14 protein-coding genes are annotated in these 17,235 nt (G+C 56.4%); 7 read left to right on the top strand and 7 right to left on the bottom strand.

Translation table 11 applies throughout. The features are described 5' to 3' along the window. Window positions 1–4: 4 nt before the first annotated feature. From rsxD to DPA2511_RS09870, 7 genes are all read right to left on the bottom strand, one after another. Entirely contained in the window at window positions 5–1,066 is a 1,062-nt protein-coding gene (gene rsxD, locus DPA2511_RS09895; protein WP_012765526.1) for an electron transport complex subunit RsxD, read from the bottom strand. Next, on the bottom strand, window positions 1,067–3,088 hold the full coding sequence (gene rsxC / locus DPA2511_RS09890) for an electron transport complex subunit RsxC (RefSeq protein WP_012765525.1): 2,022 nt from the start codon (window positions 3,086–3,088) through the stop codon (window positions 1,067–1,069). After that, window positions 3,081–3,656: an electron transport complex subunit RsxB gene (gene rsxB, locus DPA2511_RS09885; RefSeq protein WP_012765524.1), complete on the bottom strand. Its 576-nt coding sequence runs from the start codon at window positions 3,654–3,656 to the stop codon at window positions 3,081–3,083. Before rsxB ends, rsxC begins: the two co-directional genes overlap by 8 nt. Continuing rightward, complete coding sequence (rsxA, locus tag DPA2511_RS09880) at window positions 3,656–4,237, bottom strand: electron transport complex subunit RsxA (protein WP_012765523.1); 582 nt, start codon at window positions 4,235–4,237, stop codon at window positions 3,656–3,658. Before rsxA ends, rsxB begins: the two co-directional genes overlap by 1 nt. Window positions 4,238–4,499: 262 nt before the next feature. Next, window positions 4,500–4,715 (bottom strand): transcription modulator YdgT, encoded by a 216-nt coding sequence (ydgT, locus tag DPA2511_RS22800; protein ID WP_012765522.1) that lies wholly within the window; start codon window positions 4,713–4,715, stop codon window positions 4,500–4,502. A 773-nt stretch (window positions 4,716–5,488) separates the two neighbouring features. Further along, window positions 5,489–6,997, bottom strand: coding sequence for an L-arabinose isomerase (gene araA, locus DPA2511_RS09875; RefSeq protein WP_012765521.1), 1,509 nt, complete (start codon window positions 6,995–6,997; stop codon window positions 5,489–5,491). A gap of 51 nt (window positions 6,998–7,048) precedes the next feature. Beyond that, a complete protein-coding gene (locus tag DPA2511_RS09870; RefSeq protein WP_012765520.1) occupies window positions 7,049–8,740 on the bottom strand; it encodes a ribulokinase in 1,692 nt (563 codons plus the stop codon). A 381-nt stretch (window positions 8,741–9,121) separates the two neighbouring features. Between DPA2511_RS09870 and DPA2511_RS09865 the strand changes: the two genes are divergently transcribed. The 7 genes from DPA2511_RS09865 (at window position 9,122) to DPA2511_RS09835 (ending at window position 17,183) form a co-directional block, all read left to right on the top strand. Next, window positions 9,122–10,105, top strand: a complete 984-nt coding sequence (locus tag DPA2511_RS09865; RefSeq protein ID WP_012765519.1) for an arabinose ABC transporter substrate-binding protein — start codon at window positions 9,122–9,124, stop codon at window positions 10,103–10,105. A 175-nt stretch (window positions 10,106–10,280) separates the two neighbouring features. Continuing rightward, window positions 10,281–11,801, top strand: coding sequence for an L-arabinose ABC transporter ATP-binding protein AraG (gene araG / locus DPA2511_RS09860; protein ID WP_012765518.1), 1,521 nt, complete (start codon window positions 10,281–10,283; stop codon window positions 11,799–11,801). Between the two features lie 18 nt (window positions 11,802–11,819). Continuing rightward, on the top strand, window positions 11,820–12,806 hold the full coding sequence (gene araH / locus DPA2511_RS09855) for an L-arabinose ABC transporter permease AraH (protein ID WP_012765517.1): 987 nt from the start codon (window positions 11,820–11,822) through the stop codon (window positions 12,804–12,806). Between the two features lie 115 nt (window positions 12,807–12,921). Continuing rightward, window positions 12,922–13,866 (top strand): arabinose operon transcriptional regulator AraC, encoded by a 945-nt coding sequence (gene araC / locus DPA2511_RS09850; RefSeq protein WP_012765516.1) that lies wholly within the window; start codon window positions 12,922–12,924, stop codon window positions 13,864–13,866. Window positions 13,867–13,977: 111 nt separating this feature from the next. Beyond that, the gene (locus tag DPA2511_RS09845) at window positions 13,978–15,027 is read left to right on the top strand and encodes an oxidoreductase (RefSeq protein WP_012765515.1); all 1,050 of its coding nucleotides are present in this window, start codon (window positions 13,978–13,980) and stop codon (window positions 15,025–15,027) included. A 108-nt stretch (window positions 15,028–15,135) separates the two neighbouring features. Next, complete coding sequence (locus DPA2511_RS09840) at window positions 15,136–15,882, top strand: YnfC family lipoprotein (RefSeq protein ID WP_012765514.1); 747 nt, start codon at window positions 15,136–15,138, stop codon at window positions 15,880–15,882. Window positions 15,883–16,187: 305 nt separating this feature from the next. After that, window positions 16,188–17,183 carry a bile acid:sodium symporter family protein gene (locus tag DPA2511_RS09835; protein WP_012765513.1) on the top strand — a complete coding sequence of 332 codons (996 nt, stop codon included), beginning with the start codon at window positions 16,188–16,190 and terminating at the stop codon, window positions 17,181–17,183. Window positions 17,184–17,235: the final 52 nt, after the last annotated feature.

Below are 17,235 nucleotides of genomic sequence, written 5' to 3'. Positions count from 1 at the left end.
ATCCTCAGCGGTGGCCGTAAGCTCTGGGCTTGGTGAAGTAATCAATCAACGGCACGGTAATATTGGCCAGTAAGACCGCAAAGGCGACACCATCCGGATAACCACCGTAGGTGCGGATGGTCCAGATCAGCGCGCCAATCAGGGTGCCGAAAATAAGCCGACCGCTGTTGGTGGTTGAGGCGGTGACAGGGTCGGTGGCGATGAAGAACGCGCCCAGCATGGTAGCGCCGGAGAATAGGTGCAACAGCGGCGGCGCATTGTGCTCCGGGTGCAGCGTCCAGCCGATGAAGGCGCATCCCGCCAGAGACAACAGCAGACTGCACGGAATATGCCAGTGAATGATGCGCAGTAGCATCAGCAGGAGGCCGCCGGCCAGAAATCCGGCGTTGACCCACTGCCAGCCTTCTCCGGCCAGCGGGCCGCGAAATAGCGGCTGATGCAGGATGGCCGTTGCCTCATGCCCGGAGCGCAGCCCGGTTTTAAACGCATCAAGCGGGGTAGCCTGGCTAATACCGTCAATCCCCTGAATCAGTTGGTGTGCTGACAACCCTGAGGTGTTGTGCCCGGTCAACCCGGTCAAGATGGTCAATAACGTGTCCTCAAACCCGACTGGCCACGCCTGTAACCCTGACGGCGGCAACCAACTGGTCATCTGTACCGGGAAAGAAACCAGCAGAACGACGTAGCCGACCATGGCCGGATTGAATGGGTTTTGCCCCAGACCGCCATACAATTGTTTGGCAATAATAATGGCGAACGCGGTGCCTGATACCACCATCCACCAGGGCGCCAGCGGCGGCAGGCTGATACCGAGCAACAGCGCGGTCAGCAGCGCTGAACTGTCCCGTAGCGCATCCCCTACCGGGCGTTTTCTTAGTGACAATGTCACTCCTTCGGCCATCAGCGCAGTCAGGCAGGCCAGCGCCACCTGAATCATATTGCCATAGCCGAAGAACCAGACCTGCGCGGCTATGCCGGGGATGCAGGCCGCAATCACCCAACGCATGATGCCGTGGGTACTTTGTCGATTATGAGTGAAGGGCGATGGTGCAATTCTGAAAGCCATTTATTCCTCTTGAGCCGCAGCAGCGGCTGCCTTGCGCGCTGTAACCCGGGCGATCGCCGCCGCGACGGCGGCTTTGCGCGGGTCTTCGTTTTCCGTGGACGGAAGCTCGCCACGGGCTACCGTATCGGGGGCTGACGGTGTGGGTGAGTCTGCGTCAGCCACCTGCTCGGCTTTACGTGCATTGATACGGGCGATCGCCGCCGCGACGGCGGCTTTGCGCGGGTCGACATCCGAGGTGGCTGTGGCCGGTGTCTCCGTGGGGCCAGGCGTTGCAGGCAAGGGGGCTTGCGCACAGCGTTCGGCAGCACTCGCCTGTGCTTTGCGGGCTTTGACACGCTCGATGGCGGCAGCCACGGCTGAGCGAGCATTATCCTCCGGCATATCCGCTGTTTTTTCCGCCAGTTTTTCTCGCGCTAATGCTTTCCGGGCTTCCCGTGTGGCGATGACGGCACTGTTGTCCGGCAGTTGTCCGGGCTGAATCGCGATAATCGGTGAGGGGGCTTCCGCCTGACGCTGGCGCACGCGCTCCAGCGCAGCCGTCACTGCCGCTTTATCGGTGCCGGAAAGGGTGGCGGCCGCGTGTTGATGACGTTGCTCGCGCGCCTGTTTTTCCCGCACCAGCCGCGCCTGCCGGGCTTCATATCGGGCTTTAGCCTTATTCGCCCGATGCGTTTCGACATCTAACGCCCGAATTTCCGCTTTTTCCTGCCGGTAATACTGCACCAATGGAATATTGCTGGGACACACATAAGCGCAGGCCCCGCATTCAATGCAGTCGAACAGATGGTGTTGACGCGCTTTTTCATGCTCATCACCGCGGCTGAACCAATACAGTTGTTGCGGCAATAACCCTGCCGGACAGGCGTCGGCACATTTGCTGCAGCGGATACAGGCTTTCTCTGCTTCCGGCGGCTGCAACTCGTCGCGGGACGGGGCCAGAATGCAGTTACTGATCTTGACGATGGGGACATCCAGCGCGGGCAGGGTGAAACCCATCAACGGGCCGCCCATGACCACCATCGGCTGGGTCGTCGTGACGTGGTAGCCGGCATGGCGCAGCAGGTGACGCACCGGCGTTCCCAGCCGGGCCCAGACGTTACCGGGGTGGCGCAGTGCATCGCCGGTCAGTGTCACGACACGTTCTGTCAGCGGTTCACCGTCGAGCACCGCGCGTTTAATGGCATAAACGGTACCGATGTTCTGCATCAGTACGCCAATCGATGCGGAGTGTTTGCCGAACGGGACTTCCTTGCCGGTCAGGATTTTGGTGAGCTGTTTGGCGCCGCCGGATGGGTATTTGGTGGGGATCACCCGCATCTGTATCCGGGGCAACGGTTTTAGCGCCTGCGTTAATGCGGTAATGGCTTCCGGTTTATTGTCTTCGATCCCCAGCAGAATGCGCCCCGGTTGTAACAGGTGGTCGAGAATATCGATACCTTGCACGATCTCCGCTGCGTGCTCCTGCATCAGACGATCGTCGGCGGTAATGTAGGGTTCGCACTCTGCGGCGTTGATGATGAGCGTATCGATACCGCGCAGGCCGCCTTGCAGTTTGGCGGCGGTGGGGAATCCTGCGCCGCCGAGACCGGCGATACCGGCCTGATGGAGATGCGCGAGCAACTGGTCAGGTGTGCTCTGGCGGTAATCCGGCAGTGTTTGCCGGTCGCACCAGCGATCTTGCCCGTCCGGAACGATGATAATGCTCAGTTCGGTCAGGCCTGATGGGTGGGTAGACATATGGTGACGGATGGCGAATACCGTGCCGGATGTCGGCGCGTGTACCGGCAACATCCGGCCGATGCCGCGGGTCAGCGGTTGACCGCGCACAACCGGGTCGCCGACTTTTACGCACAGCTCGCCTTCCGGCCCCAGATGCTGTTTAAGCGGAATAATAAAATAATCCGGCAACGGCATCTGCCGCAAAGGAATGCGACTTGACTGGGTTTTCATTTCAGGCGGATGGATACCGCCCGCAAAGTCCCAGATTCTGTCTTTGCGAAATATCGACAACAAATTAAGCATGGGTTTCTACCTGAATAACGCGCACCGGAATGGTTTCCAAATCCCATTTCCAGTCGGCGATCGTCGGCGTGAGCGGCCGCAGTTCGATACAGTCGGTCGGGCAAGGCGGTATGCACAGATCGCAGCCGGTGCACAGATCGCTGATCACGGTATGGATGGCGCGGGTGCTGCCGACAATCGCATCCACCGGGCAAGCCTGAATGCATTTGGTGCAACCGATACAGTTGCTTTCATCGATCCAGGCCACCTGCCGCTGCGGCTCCGGCGGAATATCGTCCGACAACGGCTGTGGGTCAATATTCAGACGCTCGGCCAGTTTTAACATCAACGGTTCGCCGCCCGGTACGCACTTGTTGATGTGTTCGCCATTCAGTGCAATGGCTTCGGCGTAAGGGCGGCATCCTGGGTAGCCGCATTGACCGCACTGGCTTTGAGGCAGGAGCGCTTCAACTTCTTCCGCCAACGGATTACTGTCGACGCGAAAGTAACGTGAGGCAAAGCCCAGAATGAGCCCGGAAATCAGCGCCAGAGCACAGAGCGCTGCGATAGCGATCCAAATTGCATCCATCAGAATTTCACCAATCCGGTAAAGCCCATAAAGGCTAACGACATCAGCCCGGCAGTGACCAGAGCGATGGAGGAGCCGCGGAACGGCGCAGGCACATCCGCAACGGTGATGCGCTCACGCAACGAAGCGAACAACACCATAACGAGAGAGAAACCTAGCGCTGCGCTGAAACCGTATACGGTGGACTGCAGAAAATTGTGCGACTGGTTCACGTTGAGCAGTGCGACGCCGAGGACGGCACAGTTAGTCGTGATCAGCGGCAGAAAGATCCCAAGCAGGCGGTAGAGTGTTGGGCTGGTCTTCCGGACGGCCAGTTCGGTGAACTGAACCACCACCGCCAGTACCAGAATAAACGCCAGCGTGCGCAGATAAACCAGGCTCAGCGGCAGCAGAATATAGGCGTTGACCAGCCACGCGAAAACCGACGCCACGGTCATGACAAACGTGGTGGCAAACCCCATGCCGATAGCGGTCTCGAGTTTTTTGGATACGCCCATGAAAGGGCAGAGTCCCAGAAATTTCACCAGGACGAAGTTGTTGACCAGGATAGTGCCAACAAATAACAGTATGTATTCGCTCATTGCAGTGCCTAACAACCAAAAACCCGCGTATTATCCGGCATTGTCGTCGGTTCGACAACTTACCCGAAGTAGGGATATTGAGCCGTTGTTGAGGTATGAAGCCTGCATGGTGCGTTTTTCAGCGATCAACACATCGTGTGGCGGCGGTTTTTTACTCGCAGAACCACTGATCAATGCGGTTCGGCGTCCATTGCGTGCTTAGTCGACAAAGCACTTAGACGACAAAGCACTTAGACGACAAAGCACTTAGACGACAAAGCACTTAGACGACAAAGTGCCAAACTGATTTTGGTACGCAGCCGACATCAAATAATTTTCCGCCTGCCGCTAATTCAGCGCGACGGTGATCGGCCGCTCGATACATATTGATAATTTCATGACTGTCGGTCAGAGAATAATTGAGATGGTCGAACAATTTTTCGAGACTTTCTGGTGTACTGACTTTTCTGAATTTAAGTAAATATTCGTAGACGCTCATTATGCAGCAATCAATAAATAAAAGGATGAAGGGAAATCAGTATATTCTTCCTTTTAAAACTGTCCATACCCAAATTCAAAAAGAAAGGTTATGGCAGGCTGTTAGTGACGGAAAGCATAATACCCCGCACCTTGATAGGTGTGCCGAATATAATGGCAAGAATAGGGGTTGGGTTAATGCTTAGCGCTATCATCAAAAAAAGAGTGAGCTATTTCTCAATTTTTTGATATTAAATTGATTTTTCTTGATTGTGTCTATTCTCAACCCTATTTCCCCTCCCGGATTTATCATTAAAAAAGCGCTTGGTGAATCATTGCGCAATGTTATGGCCGGGGGTGTTAATATGATTTATCAGCGAGACAGTTAATGATAATTAATATCTGAAATAACATAGTCGCTCGGGGAAGATAGCCTGGATTGGCTGTTTTCAACGGCTGAGATAGTCCGTGTATGAAAAACCAACATGTCTGCAAGTTAACGATAACGGGAATATTTCTTTTCGATTAATTAACGCTGTTAATTGGGCGATTAATTCCCGTGTTACGATTTTCACGTTTAATAACTTTACGGATGTTGCTGCGATAATTGCGAATGAAATGACGGTGCGATGATGTCGACTGCGGTCGTCAGTTAACATCATTGATGCGCATTGCCATTATTGCCGGCAAACTGAAATGGCGGAGGATGTTGCCAGGAAGCGAATGGCATAGTGCGAATAGATAGGATGGGTACCGCTCGGGGGCGCAGCACGGGGCCGTGCTGCGTATCGAGGATTAGCCGTGGCTATTCAGCCGGTAGTAGAGGTCGTTCCAGCGTAGCGCATCACGCAATGCCGGCAGTGTAGTGTCCTTGTCGATAACGGTTAATTCAATCTGATTCATTTCTGCGTATAAGCGCAAATACTCAAGATCCAGCGCCTGGGTAAAGACCGTATGATGCGCGCCGCCGGCGATGATCCAGGCTTCAGCGGCAACCTCTAACGACGGTTGGGCGCGCCACAGCGCGCGCGCCACCGGCAGTTTGGGCAGCGGATGCGGCTGTTCGACGGTATCCACCTGATTTACCAACAGACGGAAGCGGTCGCCCATATCGATCAACGAGGCATTGAGCGCGGCCCCCGCCGGTGTGGAGAAAATCAGCCGGGCGGGATCGGCTTTACCGCCGATACCGAGGTATTGGGCATCCAACAGGGGTTTTTCTTCTTTCGCGATGCTGGGACACACCTCCAACATGTGCGCGCCCACCACCATTTCATTGCCGGGCTCGAAGTGGTAGGTGTAATCCTCCATAAACGAGGTGCCGCCGGATAAACCGCCAGCCATGACTTTCATGATGCGCAGCAGCGCGGCGGTTTTCCAGTCGCCTTCGGCGCCGAAGCCGTATCCTTGCTGCATCAAACGTTGAACCGCCAGACCGGGTAGCTGCTTCAAACCATAGAGATTTTCGAAATTGGTCGTGAACGCCTTGAAGTGGCCCTGTTCCAGAAAACGCCGCAGGCCGATCTCGATGCGGGCGGCATCCAGCAGGTTCTGGCGTTTAGCGCCGTTTAACCTGAGCGCATCCGTCAGGATGTAACTGGTTTCATACTCTTCCACCAGGGCGTCGATATCGCCCTGACCGACGTCGTCCACCACGCCAACCAGATCACCCAGCCCCCAGGCGCTGACGGAATAGCCGAACTGGATCTGCGCGCTGACTTTATCCCCTTCGGTGACGGCAACTTCGCGCATGTTATCGCCGAAGCGCGCGATGCGAAGCTGGCGGCTTTCCTGCTGGGCGGCCGCTACCCGCATCCATTTGGCGATGCGCGCATGGGAACGGCTATCCTGCCAGTGGCCGACCACCACCTGATGCGACAGCCGCATCCGGGCGCCGATAAACCCGAACTCACGGCCGCCGTGTGCGGTCTGATTGAGGTTCATAAAATCCATATCCATGGTTTCCCAGGGAATATCGGCATTGAACTGGGTGTGGAATTGCAGCAATGGTTTGTTGAGGATGCGTAGCCCGCCGATCCACATTTTTGATGGCGAAAAAGTATGTAGCCAAGTCAGCAGACCGATGCAACTTTCCTGATGATTAGCGTCGCGGCATAGCGCGGTGATTTCGTCGGGGGTTTTCGCCAATGGCTTCAGCACCAGACGGACGGGCAGCCCGGCATCCCGGTTCAGCCCGTTGACGACCTTTTCCGCATTTTCCTTGACCTGCCGAAGCGACTCCGGGCCGTAGAGATGCTGGCTGCCAATCACAAACCAGACTTCAAGCTGCTTGAATTGTTCCATGATAACTCCTGTGTAGGCTCCCAGGGAGAAAGTAAACGGGGTTCTTCGCTGTCAATGTGTCCGTGGTGCCGTTGCGACCGCGTCATAGGCCGGTTCGGCGATACGACACCAGGACTGATAACGTTCATACCGTTGTTGGTAACAGGCGACGCGAGCGGGATCCGGCGTCAGCGTCCGTTCGATGCGGCTGGCCATATGCTGTTGCGCTGTCGGAATATCGGCGTGCACGCCTGCCGCGACGGCGGCGAAAATCGCCGCGCCTAGCGCGCAGCACTGATCGGACGCAACGATTTGCAGCGGTCGGTTCATCACGTCGGTGCAAACCTGCATGATGGCCGGGGATTTCCGGGCGATCCCCCCCAGCGCCAGCAGATTGTCCACCGGGATATGCTGCGATTCGAAACACTCCATGATGGCGCGGGCGCCGAATGCCGTGGCGGCAATAAAGCCGCCGAACAGCGTCGGCGCATCAGTGCCGAGATTGAGATCGGTAATCACGCCCTTCAGCCGCTGGTTAGCAAACGGCGTGCGGCGGCCGTTGAACCAGTCCAGCACCACGGGCAGGTGATCCAGCGTCGGGTTGTCGGCCCAGCGCTGTGTTAATTGCGCCAGCAGCCCGCTCTGTATTGTGTCGAGGCGCGGCGCCAGTTCCGGATATGTGACGGCTGCTTGCTGCAACGGCCAACTGAGCAGGCGGCCGAACCAGGCGTACATGTCGCCGAATGCCGATTGTCCCGCCTCCAGCCCAATAAAATCCGGGACGACGCTACCATTGACCTGGCCGCAGATCCCGGCAATGGTACGGTCGCCGACACGCGCATCATCAGCGATCAGGATGTCGCAGGTTGAGGTACCGATCACCTTCACCAGGGTATAGGGCTGCGCGCCGGCGCCGACGGCCCCCATATGGCAGTCGAACGCGCCGCCGGCGATCGTCACCTGCTCGGACAGCCCCAGACGCTGCGCCCAGAGCGGCGTTAACTTGCCGACCGGATGGTCGGCGGTCCAGGTGTCGGTGAACATCGGATAACGCAACGTTTCCGTCAGGCAGGGATCCAGCGCCTGCAAAAAATTCTGCGGCGGCAGTCCGCCCCAGGAAGGATGCCACAACGATTTGTGCCCGGCGCTGCAACGACCGCGCCGCAGGGTATCCGGCGCGGTGGTGCCGGAAAGCAGGGCGGGGATCCAGTCACACAGCTCAACCCAGGCCACCGCAGCCTGACGCACCGCCTGATCCGCGCGGGTTACATGCAGGATCTTGGCCCAGAACCATTCGGATGAATAAACGCCGCCGATGTAGCGGGTGTAGTCGGGGAACTGGCCGTCGTGGCAGAGCCGGTTGATGGCCTCGGCCTCTTCGATGGCGGTGTGATCCTTCCATAACACGAACATGGCGTTGGGGTTGTCGGCAAATTCCGGCCGCAGGGCGAGCACCGTACCCTGATCATCGATGGGAGCCGGCGTGGAACCGGTGGTATCGACGCCGATGGCCACAATCTGCTGCCGTTGCGTCGCCGACAGACGGGTGATTACCGCGCGCATCGCCTGTTCCATGGCTTCTATATAGTCCAGGGGATGATGACGGAATTGGTTGCTGGCGGGATGGCAGTATTTTCCCTGACGCCAGCGCGGATAGTAGACAACCTCGGTTTCCAGTTCCCGTCCTTGCTGGCAATCCACCGCCAGCGCACGGACAGAGTCGCTGCCAAAGTCGAGGCCCAGAGTAATCGCACCCGCACTCATCGTTCTGCTCCTGTAAGTCATGGGAGGTAATGCTGTTTACGATAGACAGGCCGTGGTGAGGTAGTGAGGAAGGGTTAGCTGGAAGTATGCATCTTTCTGCCATGGCGAGGGTTTTTGTGATGGCAGTCATAGGTTAATGGCAGGTTAAATTCGCTGAATATATGTATTAATCGGCTGTAGTTTCTGAATGTGATAACGCTCTCTATTCCTGCTCAAAATAACGGCTACAACTTACCGCGTCTGAGGACGCAGAGTGAGTAAAAACGATAACTGATTGTTTTTACTCAACTGTTAAAAGAACAATCTTACCGAAAGCGTTTACATGCAGGCCGATGCAACCGGATGTCGGCCCATGCAGGATAACAACGAGCGGAGAAAACCATGCATAAATTCACTAAGGTGCTGGCGGCGGTCGGACTGGCGGCAGTTATGTCACAATCGGCTATCGCCGAGACGATGAAGCTGGGGTTCCTGGTCAAACAGCCGGAGGAGCCCTGGTTCCAGACGGAGTGGCGATTCGCGGACAAGGCCGGTAAAGACCTGGGGTTTGATGTGATCAAAATCGCCGTGCCGGATGGCGAGAAAACCCTCAACGCCATCGACAGTCTGGCGGCCAGCGGCGCCAAAGGTTTTGTTATCTGTACCCCTGACCCGAAACTGGGGCCGGCTATTGTCGCCAAGGCGCGCAGCTATAACCTGAAAGTGGTGACGGTGGACGACCAGTTCGTCAACGCCAAAGGGCAACCGATGGATACGGTACCGCTGGTGATGATGGCGGCGACCAAAATCGGCGAACGTCAGGGCCAGGAACTGTGGAAGGAAATGAAAAAACGCGGCTGGAAACTGGAAGAGACCGCCGTGATGGCGATCACCGCCAACGAGCTGGATACCGCGCGCCGCCGCACGACCGGTTCTATGGATGCCCTGAAAACCGCCGGCTTCCCGGAAAAACAAATCTACCAGGTTCCCACCAAATCCAATGATATCCCCGGCGCGTTTGACGCGGGTAATTCGATGCTGGTGCAACATCCCAAAGTGAAAAACTGGCTGATTGTCGGCATGAACGACAACACCGTACTGGGCGGCGTTCGCGCGACCGAAGGCCAGGGCTTCAAGGCGGAAAACGTCATCGGTATCGGCATCAACGGGGTGGATGCGGTGAGCGAGCTGTCCAAGGCTCAACCGACCGGGTTCTATGGTTCGCTACTGCCGAGCCCGGATATCCACGGCTATAAAAGTATCCAGATGCTGTTCAATTGGGTGACGAAAGGCGCAGAACCACCGAAGTTCACCGAAGTGACGGAGGTGGTGCTGATTACCCGAGACAACTTTAAGACGGAACTGCAGAAAAAAGGCCTGATGTAAGGCGCGTCGCGTCACCGGCTGGTGGTGGCGTCCCGGTGACGCGAAAGCGCGGAAAATCGGTGTGCGAGGCGGCTCGCACACCGCCACCAGGATAACGACGGATAGGCATATTTTCTGTGTACAGCCAGGGTAAAGATGACATGCAGTATGCGCCCTTTAAAACGAGGAAGCCGAAATGACCGCATCGCCCTATTTATCGTTTCACGGCATAGGCAAAACATTTCCCGGCGTAAAGGCGCTGGATGACATCAGTTTCGACTGCCAGGCCGGGCAAATTCATGCGCTGATGGGGGAGAACGGGGCAGGAAAATCCACGTTGCTGAAAATTCTGAGCGGCAACTATGCCCCTTCGCAGGGGGAAATTCATATCAAAGGGCAACCGGTGCGCTTCAACAATACCATGGAAGCGCTAAACGCCGGTGTCGCCATTATCTATCAGGAACTGCATCTGGTACCGGAAATGACGGTGGTCGAAAACATCTATCTGGGGCAGTTGCCGCACAAAAGCGGCATCGTGAATTATTCGTTGCTGCGTTACGAATCCCGCCTGCAACTGGAACATCTGGGGCTGGATATCGACCCGGATACCCCGTTGAAATACCTCTCCATCGGCCAGTGGCAGATGGTGGAGATCGCCAAGGCGCTGGCGCGCAACGCCAAGATCATTGCGTTCGACGAGCCCACCAGTTCGCTTTCCGCCCGTGAGATTGAACAGTTGTTTCGTGTGATCCGGGAGTTGCGGGCCGAAGGCCGGGTCATCCTGTATGTGTCCCATCGCATGGAGGAGATTTTCACCCTCAGCGACGCGATTACCGTGTTCAAAGACGGCCGCTATGTGAATACTTTCGACGATGTGGCGCAGGTGAGCCATGAGCAATTGGTGCAGGCGATGGTCGGCCGCAATATCGGCGATATTTACGGTTATGCGGCGCGGCCGCATGGCGAAGAACGTCTGGTGCTGCGCGAGGTCAAGGCCACGGGCGTGAAATCGCCGGTATCGCTCAGCGTGCGCAGCGGGGAGATCGTCGGCCTGTTCGGGCTGGTGGGCGCAGGGCGCAGCGAGTTGATGAAAGCGTTGTTCGGCGCCACCGCCATGACCGGCGGCGAGGTGCTGCTGGATGGCCATCCCTTCCATGCTCGCACGCCCGGCGCCGCGATCCAGGCCGGGCTGATGCTGTGCCCGGAAGATCGCAAAGCCGACGGTATCATTCCGGTGCACTCGGTACGGGACAATATCAACATCAGCGCCCGTCGCAAACATATCAAAGGCGGTTTCATCATTAATGAGCCGTGGGAAGAAGCGAACGCCGAGCGTCATATCCAGTCATTGAATATCAAGACGCCCTCGGCGGAGCAATTGATCATGAATCTGTCCGGCGGCAACCAGCAGAAGGCCATTTTGGGGCGTTGGTTATCGGAGGAGATGAAAGTCATCATGCTGGACGAGCCGACGCGCGGCATTGATGTAGGCGCCAAGCACGAAATTTACCATGTGATTTATGAACTGGCCCGTCAGGGTATTGCGGTGTTGTTCGCCTCCAGCGACCTGCCTGAAGTGCTGGGGTTGGCGGATCGCATCGTGGTCATGCGTGAGGGCGCCGTCTCCGGCGAGCTGTCGCACGATGAGGCCAGCGAACAGAAGGTCCTGAGTCTGGCGATGTTGAAAACGACCGCCACTGAACCCGCGGTTGCCTGACCGCCAAGGAGTCGATAAATGTCTACAGTGAGTTCTCCTACCCACGCCAGCAAATCACAAGGCCTGAGCCTGTCCCGCATCTGGGATAACTACGGCATGTTGGTGGTGTTTGCGGCATTGTTCCTGGCTTGTATGTTATTCGTGCCGAATTTCGCCACCTTCGTCAACATGAAAGGGCTGGGGCTGGCGATTTCCATGTCTGGCATGGTGGCCTGCGGCATGTTGTTTTGTCTGGCCTCGGGGGATTTCGACCTGTCGGTCGCTTCGGTGATTGCCTGCGCCGGCGTGACCACCGCGGTGGTGATCAACATCAGTGAAAGCCTGTGGGTCGGCGTGGGCGCCGGGCTGTTGCTGGGGATGGCGTTCGGCCTGCTCAACGGGTTTGTTATCGCCCAGCTGAAAATTAACGCCCTGATCACCACGCTGGCCACGATGCAGATTGTGCGCGGTCTGGCGTACATCATCTCGGAGGGTAAAGCGGTGGGGATTGAAGACGAGCGTTTTTTCACCCTGGGCTATGCTAACTGGCTGGGATTACCGGCGCCGATCTGGCTAACCGCTATCTGTATGGTGCTGTTCGGGTTGCTGTTAAATAAGACGACCTTTGGCCGTAACACGCTGGCGATCGGCGGTAATGAGGAGGCGGCACGGTTGGCCGGGGTGCCAGTGGTGCGAACCAAAATCATTATTTTCGGCCTGTCCGGGCTGGTTTCCGCGGCGGCGGGCATCATCCTGGCGTCACGGATGACCAGCGGCCAGCCGATGACGTCGATTGGTTATGAGCTGATCGTGATTTCAGCTTGCGTACTGGGCGGCGTGTCACTGAAAGGCGGCATCGGCAAGATATCCTATGTGGTGGCTGGGGTGTTGATTCTGGGGACGGTGGAAAACGCCATGAACCTGCTGAATATTTCGCCCTTCGCCCAGTATGTGGTGCGTGGTCTGATCCTGCTGGCGGCGGTCATTTTCGACCGCTACAAACAATTGGCGAAGAAAACCGTCTGATCAGGGGAAGCCCCCGGGAATGGGATGAAGGATGATAATGGGCAGATGAACATTACCTTGATGAACATTACCTTGATGAATTTGCCTTGATGCGTATTGCTTTTCAGGAGGCCGAATGTATCACCGTATGGCGCATGAAACCCAGTCCAACCCGCTATTGCCCGGCTATGCGTTCAACGCTTATCTGGTCGCCGGATTGACGCCTATTTTGGCGGGCGGGCCATTGGATTTTTTCATCGACCGTCCCGATGGCATGAAGGGTTACATCATCAATCTGACTATCAAGGGGCAGGGGAAAGTGTTGGATGGCGATGAAACCTTTTATTGCAACCCGGGCGATCTGTTGCTGTTTCCGCCGCGTTCTCGCCACTACTACGGCCGCGCCCCCGGCAGTGATTGTTGGTATCACCGCTGGGTCTATTTCCGACCGCGCGCCTACTGGGCGGACTGGCTGGAATGGCACAGCCGGGGATGCGATGTCGGCCGGCTGACGCTGTCAAGCACTACCTTGTTGCAGGAGTTCGATCGGCTGTTTGTCCATATTGAACAGACGCATCGATCCGGGCGCCGGTTTTCTGAGGAACTGGCGATGAATCTGCTGGAGCGGTTGCTGATTCGGGCGATGGAAGAGGATCCACAAAGCCCGGAGCGCATTATGGATCCGCGCATTATTGAAGCTTGTCAGTATGTGACGGGGAATCTGGCGGGTGAACTGCGTATCGATGAGGTGGCGCGCCACGTCTGTTTGTCGCCGTCGCGGTTGGCGCATCTGTTCCGGGAGCAAGTTGGGGTGAATATTCTGCGCTGGCGCGAAGATCAGCGGGTGATACGTGCCAAGCTGTTGCTGCAGACGACACAGGAGTCCATCGCCACCATTGGCCGGGTGGTGGGCTATGACGATCAACTGTACTTTTCCCGTGTCTTTCGTAAGCGCGTTGGCGTCAGCCCGAGCGATTTTCGGCGCCGGCACAGTGAAATCCACCGGCCGACGGAGCCGTCGCCGGATGGCAAGTGGCGCGAGGATGCCGCGGAGAGCCCGCGGCTGGTGGTCGGTTCCTGAGCACGATTTACGGTAAGCCTGCTGAGAGTTGACCGGGTGCGGTGCTATACTCATTTTTCCATGACGATAGAGGGCCTGATATTCAGGCCCGGTTACTGAGGGGAAATATGTATGGCAGAAACTCTCCGAGTCGGGTTGCTAGGCTATGGTTATGCCAGTAAGACGTTTCACGCACCGCTGATCATTTCTACTCCCGGCCTGATGCTGGCGGCGGTGTCCAGCAGCGATGCCGACAAGGTTCATGCCGATTTGCCGTCTGTCCGCGTTGAACGCGAACCGCAAGCGTTGTTCAACGATCCTGATATTGATCTGATTGTGATCCCCACGCCTAACGATACCCATTTCCCGCTGGTGAAACAGGCTCTGGAAGCCGGCAAGCATGTGGTGGTGGATAAGCCGTTCACGGTGACGTTGTCACAAGCTAACGAGCTGAACCGGCTGGCGCAGAACCGGGGAAAATTACTCTCCGTCTTCCATAGTCGACGTTGGGACAGCGATTACCTGACGTTGCGGCAATTGTTGGGCACCGGCGTATTGGGCGATGTGGTGTATATGGAATCACACTTTGACCGTTACCGGCCGGAGGTGAGAAAACGCTGGCGCGAAGATGGCAGCGTCGGCAGCGGCATCTGGTACGATCTCGCGCCTCATTTAATCGACCAGGTTCTGCAACTGTTCGGGCAACCGGTATCTATCCAGGTGGATATGGCGCAACTGCGGCCGGGCAGCAAGTCGATCGACTATTTTCATGCCACGCTGCTGTATCCGTTGCGGCGAGTGGTGCTACATAGCACCATGCTGGCGGCGGCGGAAAGCGCGCGTTTTGTCGTTCATGGCACGCAGGGCAGCTACGTGAAGTTCGGGTTGGATCCGCAGGAAGGGCTGCTGAAAGAAGGGCAGCGTCCGGACGACCACGCCGAATGGGGGCAGGATCAACGCGACGGTGTGTTGACGGTGTGCCAGAACGGCGTTCTCGCACAGCAGACGATACCGACTATCCCCGGTCAGTATCAGGCGTACTATGCGGGTATCCGCGATGCAATACGGGGTGATGGCGAAAACCCGGTGCCCGCTGAGCAGGCAATCAAAGTGATGGAGTTGATCGAACTGGGGCTGGAGTCCTGGGAGCAGAAAAAGGCCATGACATTGAAGAACCATTGACCGGATGACCGCTAACGGTGTTGCCGTTGGCGGTAGCTACAGCCATTATGGGGGGGGCCGCCGACGTATTTTCCGTCGGTTTTTTCGATCCACCAGGAGACGCTGTTCATGAATATAAAAACCGGCATCGCACTCTCGCTCGCCGCCATCATCTCGCCTTGCGCCAATGCGTTGGATGCGTTCAACCCGGTTATTTCGAATATGTCCGTATTGTTTGATTTCAATCCGGCACGGGGTGATATCCAGATGCTGACCAGCAGAATCTACAATGACGATGGCTCGCTGGACTATGAAATGCATCTGCTGATGGATCGTCAGGGCTGCGTGACGGCATTCGGCGCGAAGAACGTGTCGGACCAGAAATTCACCGAGTTATTCCGAAAAGATCACGCATTGAAAGGCAAGGATGAGCGTGGCGAGGTGACATTGACTCTTGATGATAAGTGTCGATTCATCACGAAAACGGACGCCACCGGAACGGCTAAATTTACCTATGGCGAAAATGGGTTGATTAAATCCGTCTCTTCCGCGAAGACCGGGCAGACGGTGATGACGTATCAGTATGATACTTTCGGCATGCTAGCGGGCGTTGAGACGTTCATGAACGGAAAGACTTTCCTGCAAAATCGGCTCCAGTGCGATGTTGCTGGGGATAAACCCTTTGATTGCCTGTCCATGACGCGAGTTCAGGGGATAACGGTTGCCACCATCAAAATGAATTGCGACTACGATGACAATGGGCTGGCATATCAGTGCAACATGCTTTCTGTGTTGGGGCGCGGCGAGAAGCAAAAACTCCGCAAACAGCGCGTCAGCACTACGGTGACGTATTATCCTCGTACCGACATCATATAAACCCAAGGATTGTCCGTGCTGACATTGCCGATTCGCCAGGGTTAGGGGCGGTGGTTGACTGAGTGTTCAGGCTTTGAGGCGTAAGCTGTATTGCACGATACGTGAGGGATCGCCCAGGCGCCGCGTAACGTCAGGCAACAATAGCCGGGCAGCAACAATAAGTTGATAGCGCTAGAGGTTGTGTTTATGTTGATGTTTTGCAGCACTCTTTGCGGCAATGATGGATACACCCCAATAGCCGAATGTTTTCGACAGGCGATCCCAGGATCGCCTGTATTTTTAGTGGCAGAGGATGAAAGTACGTTATGACATGGTTTCAGCGCTTGAAGATTGACAAATTTTTGCTGGTTTTGATTAGTGTGGTGATCACCGCATCGATATTTCCCTGTGAAGGGGTTATCAAAGTCGTTTTCGAAAACTTGACGACGGCGGCCATCGCGCTGCTGTTTTTTATGCACGGCGCCAAGCTGTCCCGCGATGCCATTACCGCAGGGATGGGGCACTGGCGGCTTCATCTGGTGGTTTTCGCCAGCACCTTCATTCTGTTCCCTCTGCTCGGCATAGGTATGTCCTTTCTGTCGCCGCAAGTGCTGACGCCGAGCCTGTATCTTGGTTTTCTTTATCTGTGCGCGATGCCCGCTACTGTTCAGTCCGCCATTGCATTTACCTCCATGGCGGGCGGCAATGTGGCGGCGGCTATTTGTAGCGCGTCGTCTTCCAGCATTCTTGGCGTGTTCTTATCGCCGATTTTGGTGGGACTGTTGATGAATACCCAGGGGGCGCAGACCGACACGTTGCATGCCATCGGCGCTATTATCATGCAGTTGATGGTGCCTTTCGTTATTGGTCATCTGTCCCGCCCGCTGATCGGCAAGTGGGTCGATCGCCATCGTAAACTGATCAATATCACTGACCGGTCATCCATTTTGCTGGTGGTGTATGTGGCGTTCAGCGAAGCGGTGGTGCAGGGCATTTGGCATCAGATCAATGGTTGGTCGCTGCTGGCGGTGATGGCGGTGTCAGTAGTGCTGCTGGGGATTGTGATCTGCGTGACGACGTTAGCCGCCCGCAAGCTGGGATTCGATACTGCGGATGAGATTACCATTGTGTTTTGCGGTTCCAAAAAGAGCCTGGCCAACGGTATCCCCATGGCGAATGTACTGTTTCCGGCTGCGGCGGTGGGCACCATGGTGCTGCCGCTGATGATTTTTCATCAAATCCAACTGATGGTATGTGCGACGCTGGCCCAGCGTTACGCGAAAAAGACCTTGGCACAGAAAAGCGAAAAGCAGACCGGTTGAGACTGCATCACTCAGTTCGAATGATGCAATCGCTCGTTCTGCATTTATTTTG

It is taken from the genome of Musicola paradisiaca NCPPB 2511 (assembly GCF_000400505.1).
GTDB classification, from domain to species: Bacteria; Pseudomonadota; Gammaproteobacteria; order Enterobacterales; family Enterobacteriaceae; genus Musicola; species Musicola paradisiaca.
The sequence above is the reverse complement of the archived record's forward strand: the minus strand, read 5'-3'. Positions and strand labels throughout refer to the sequence as shown.

Bases quoted from the DNA above. Each gene is read 5' to 3' on its own strand.
- rsxD (WP_012765526.1), bottom strand. From the start codon at position 1,066: ATGGCTTTCAGAATTGCACCATCGCCCTTCACTCATAATCGACAAAGT.
- rsxC (WP_012765525.1), bottom strand. From the start codon at position 3,088: ATGCTTAATTTGTTGTCGATATTTCGCAAAGACAGAATCTGGGACTTT.
- rsxB (WP_012765524.1), bottom strand. From the start codon at position 3,656: ATGGATGCAATTTGGATCGCTATCGCAGCGCTCTGTGCTCTGGCGCTG.
- rsxA (WP_012765523.1), bottom strand. From the start codon at position 4,237: ATGAGCGAATACATACTGTTATTTGTTGGCACTATCCTGGTCAACAAC.
- ydgT (WP_012765522.1), bottom strand. From the start codon at position 4,715: ATGAGCGTCTACGAATATTTACTTAAATTCAGAAAAGTCAGTACACCA.
- araA (WP_012765521.1), bottom strand. From the start codon at position 6,997: ATGGAACAATTCAAGCAGCTTGAAGTCTGGTTTGTGATTGGCAGCCAG.
- DPA2511_RS09870 (WP_012765520.1), bottom strand. From the start codon at position 8,740: ATGAGTGCGGGTGCGATTACTCTGGGCCTCGACTTTGGCAGCGACTCT.
- DPA2511_RS09865 (WP_012765519.1), top strand. From the start codon at position 9,122: ATGCATAAATTCACTAAGGTGCTGGCGGCGGTCGGACTGGCGGCAGTT.
- araG (WP_012765518.1), top strand. From the start codon at position 10,281: ATGACCGCATCGCCCTATTTATCGTTTCACGGCATAGGCAAAACATTT.
- araH (WP_012765517.1), top strand. From the start codon at position 11,820: ATGTCTACAGTGAGTTCTCCTACCCACGCCAGCAAATCACAAGGCCTG.
- araC (WP_012765516.1), top strand. From the start codon at position 12,922: ATGTATCACCGTATGGCGCATGAAACCCAGTCCAACCCGCTATTGCCC.
- DPA2511_RS09845 (WP_012765515.1), top strand. From the start codon at position 13,978: ATGGCAGAAACTCTCCGAGTCGGGTTGCTAGGCTATGGTTATGCCAGT.
- DPA2511_RS09840 (WP_012765514.1), top strand. From the start codon at position 15,136: ATGAATATAAAAACCGGCATCGCACTCTCGCTCGCCGCCATCATCTCG.
- DPA2511_RS09835 (WP_012765513.1), top strand. From the start codon at position 16,188: ATGACATGGTTTCAGCGCTTGAAGATTGACAAATTTTTGCTGGTTTTG.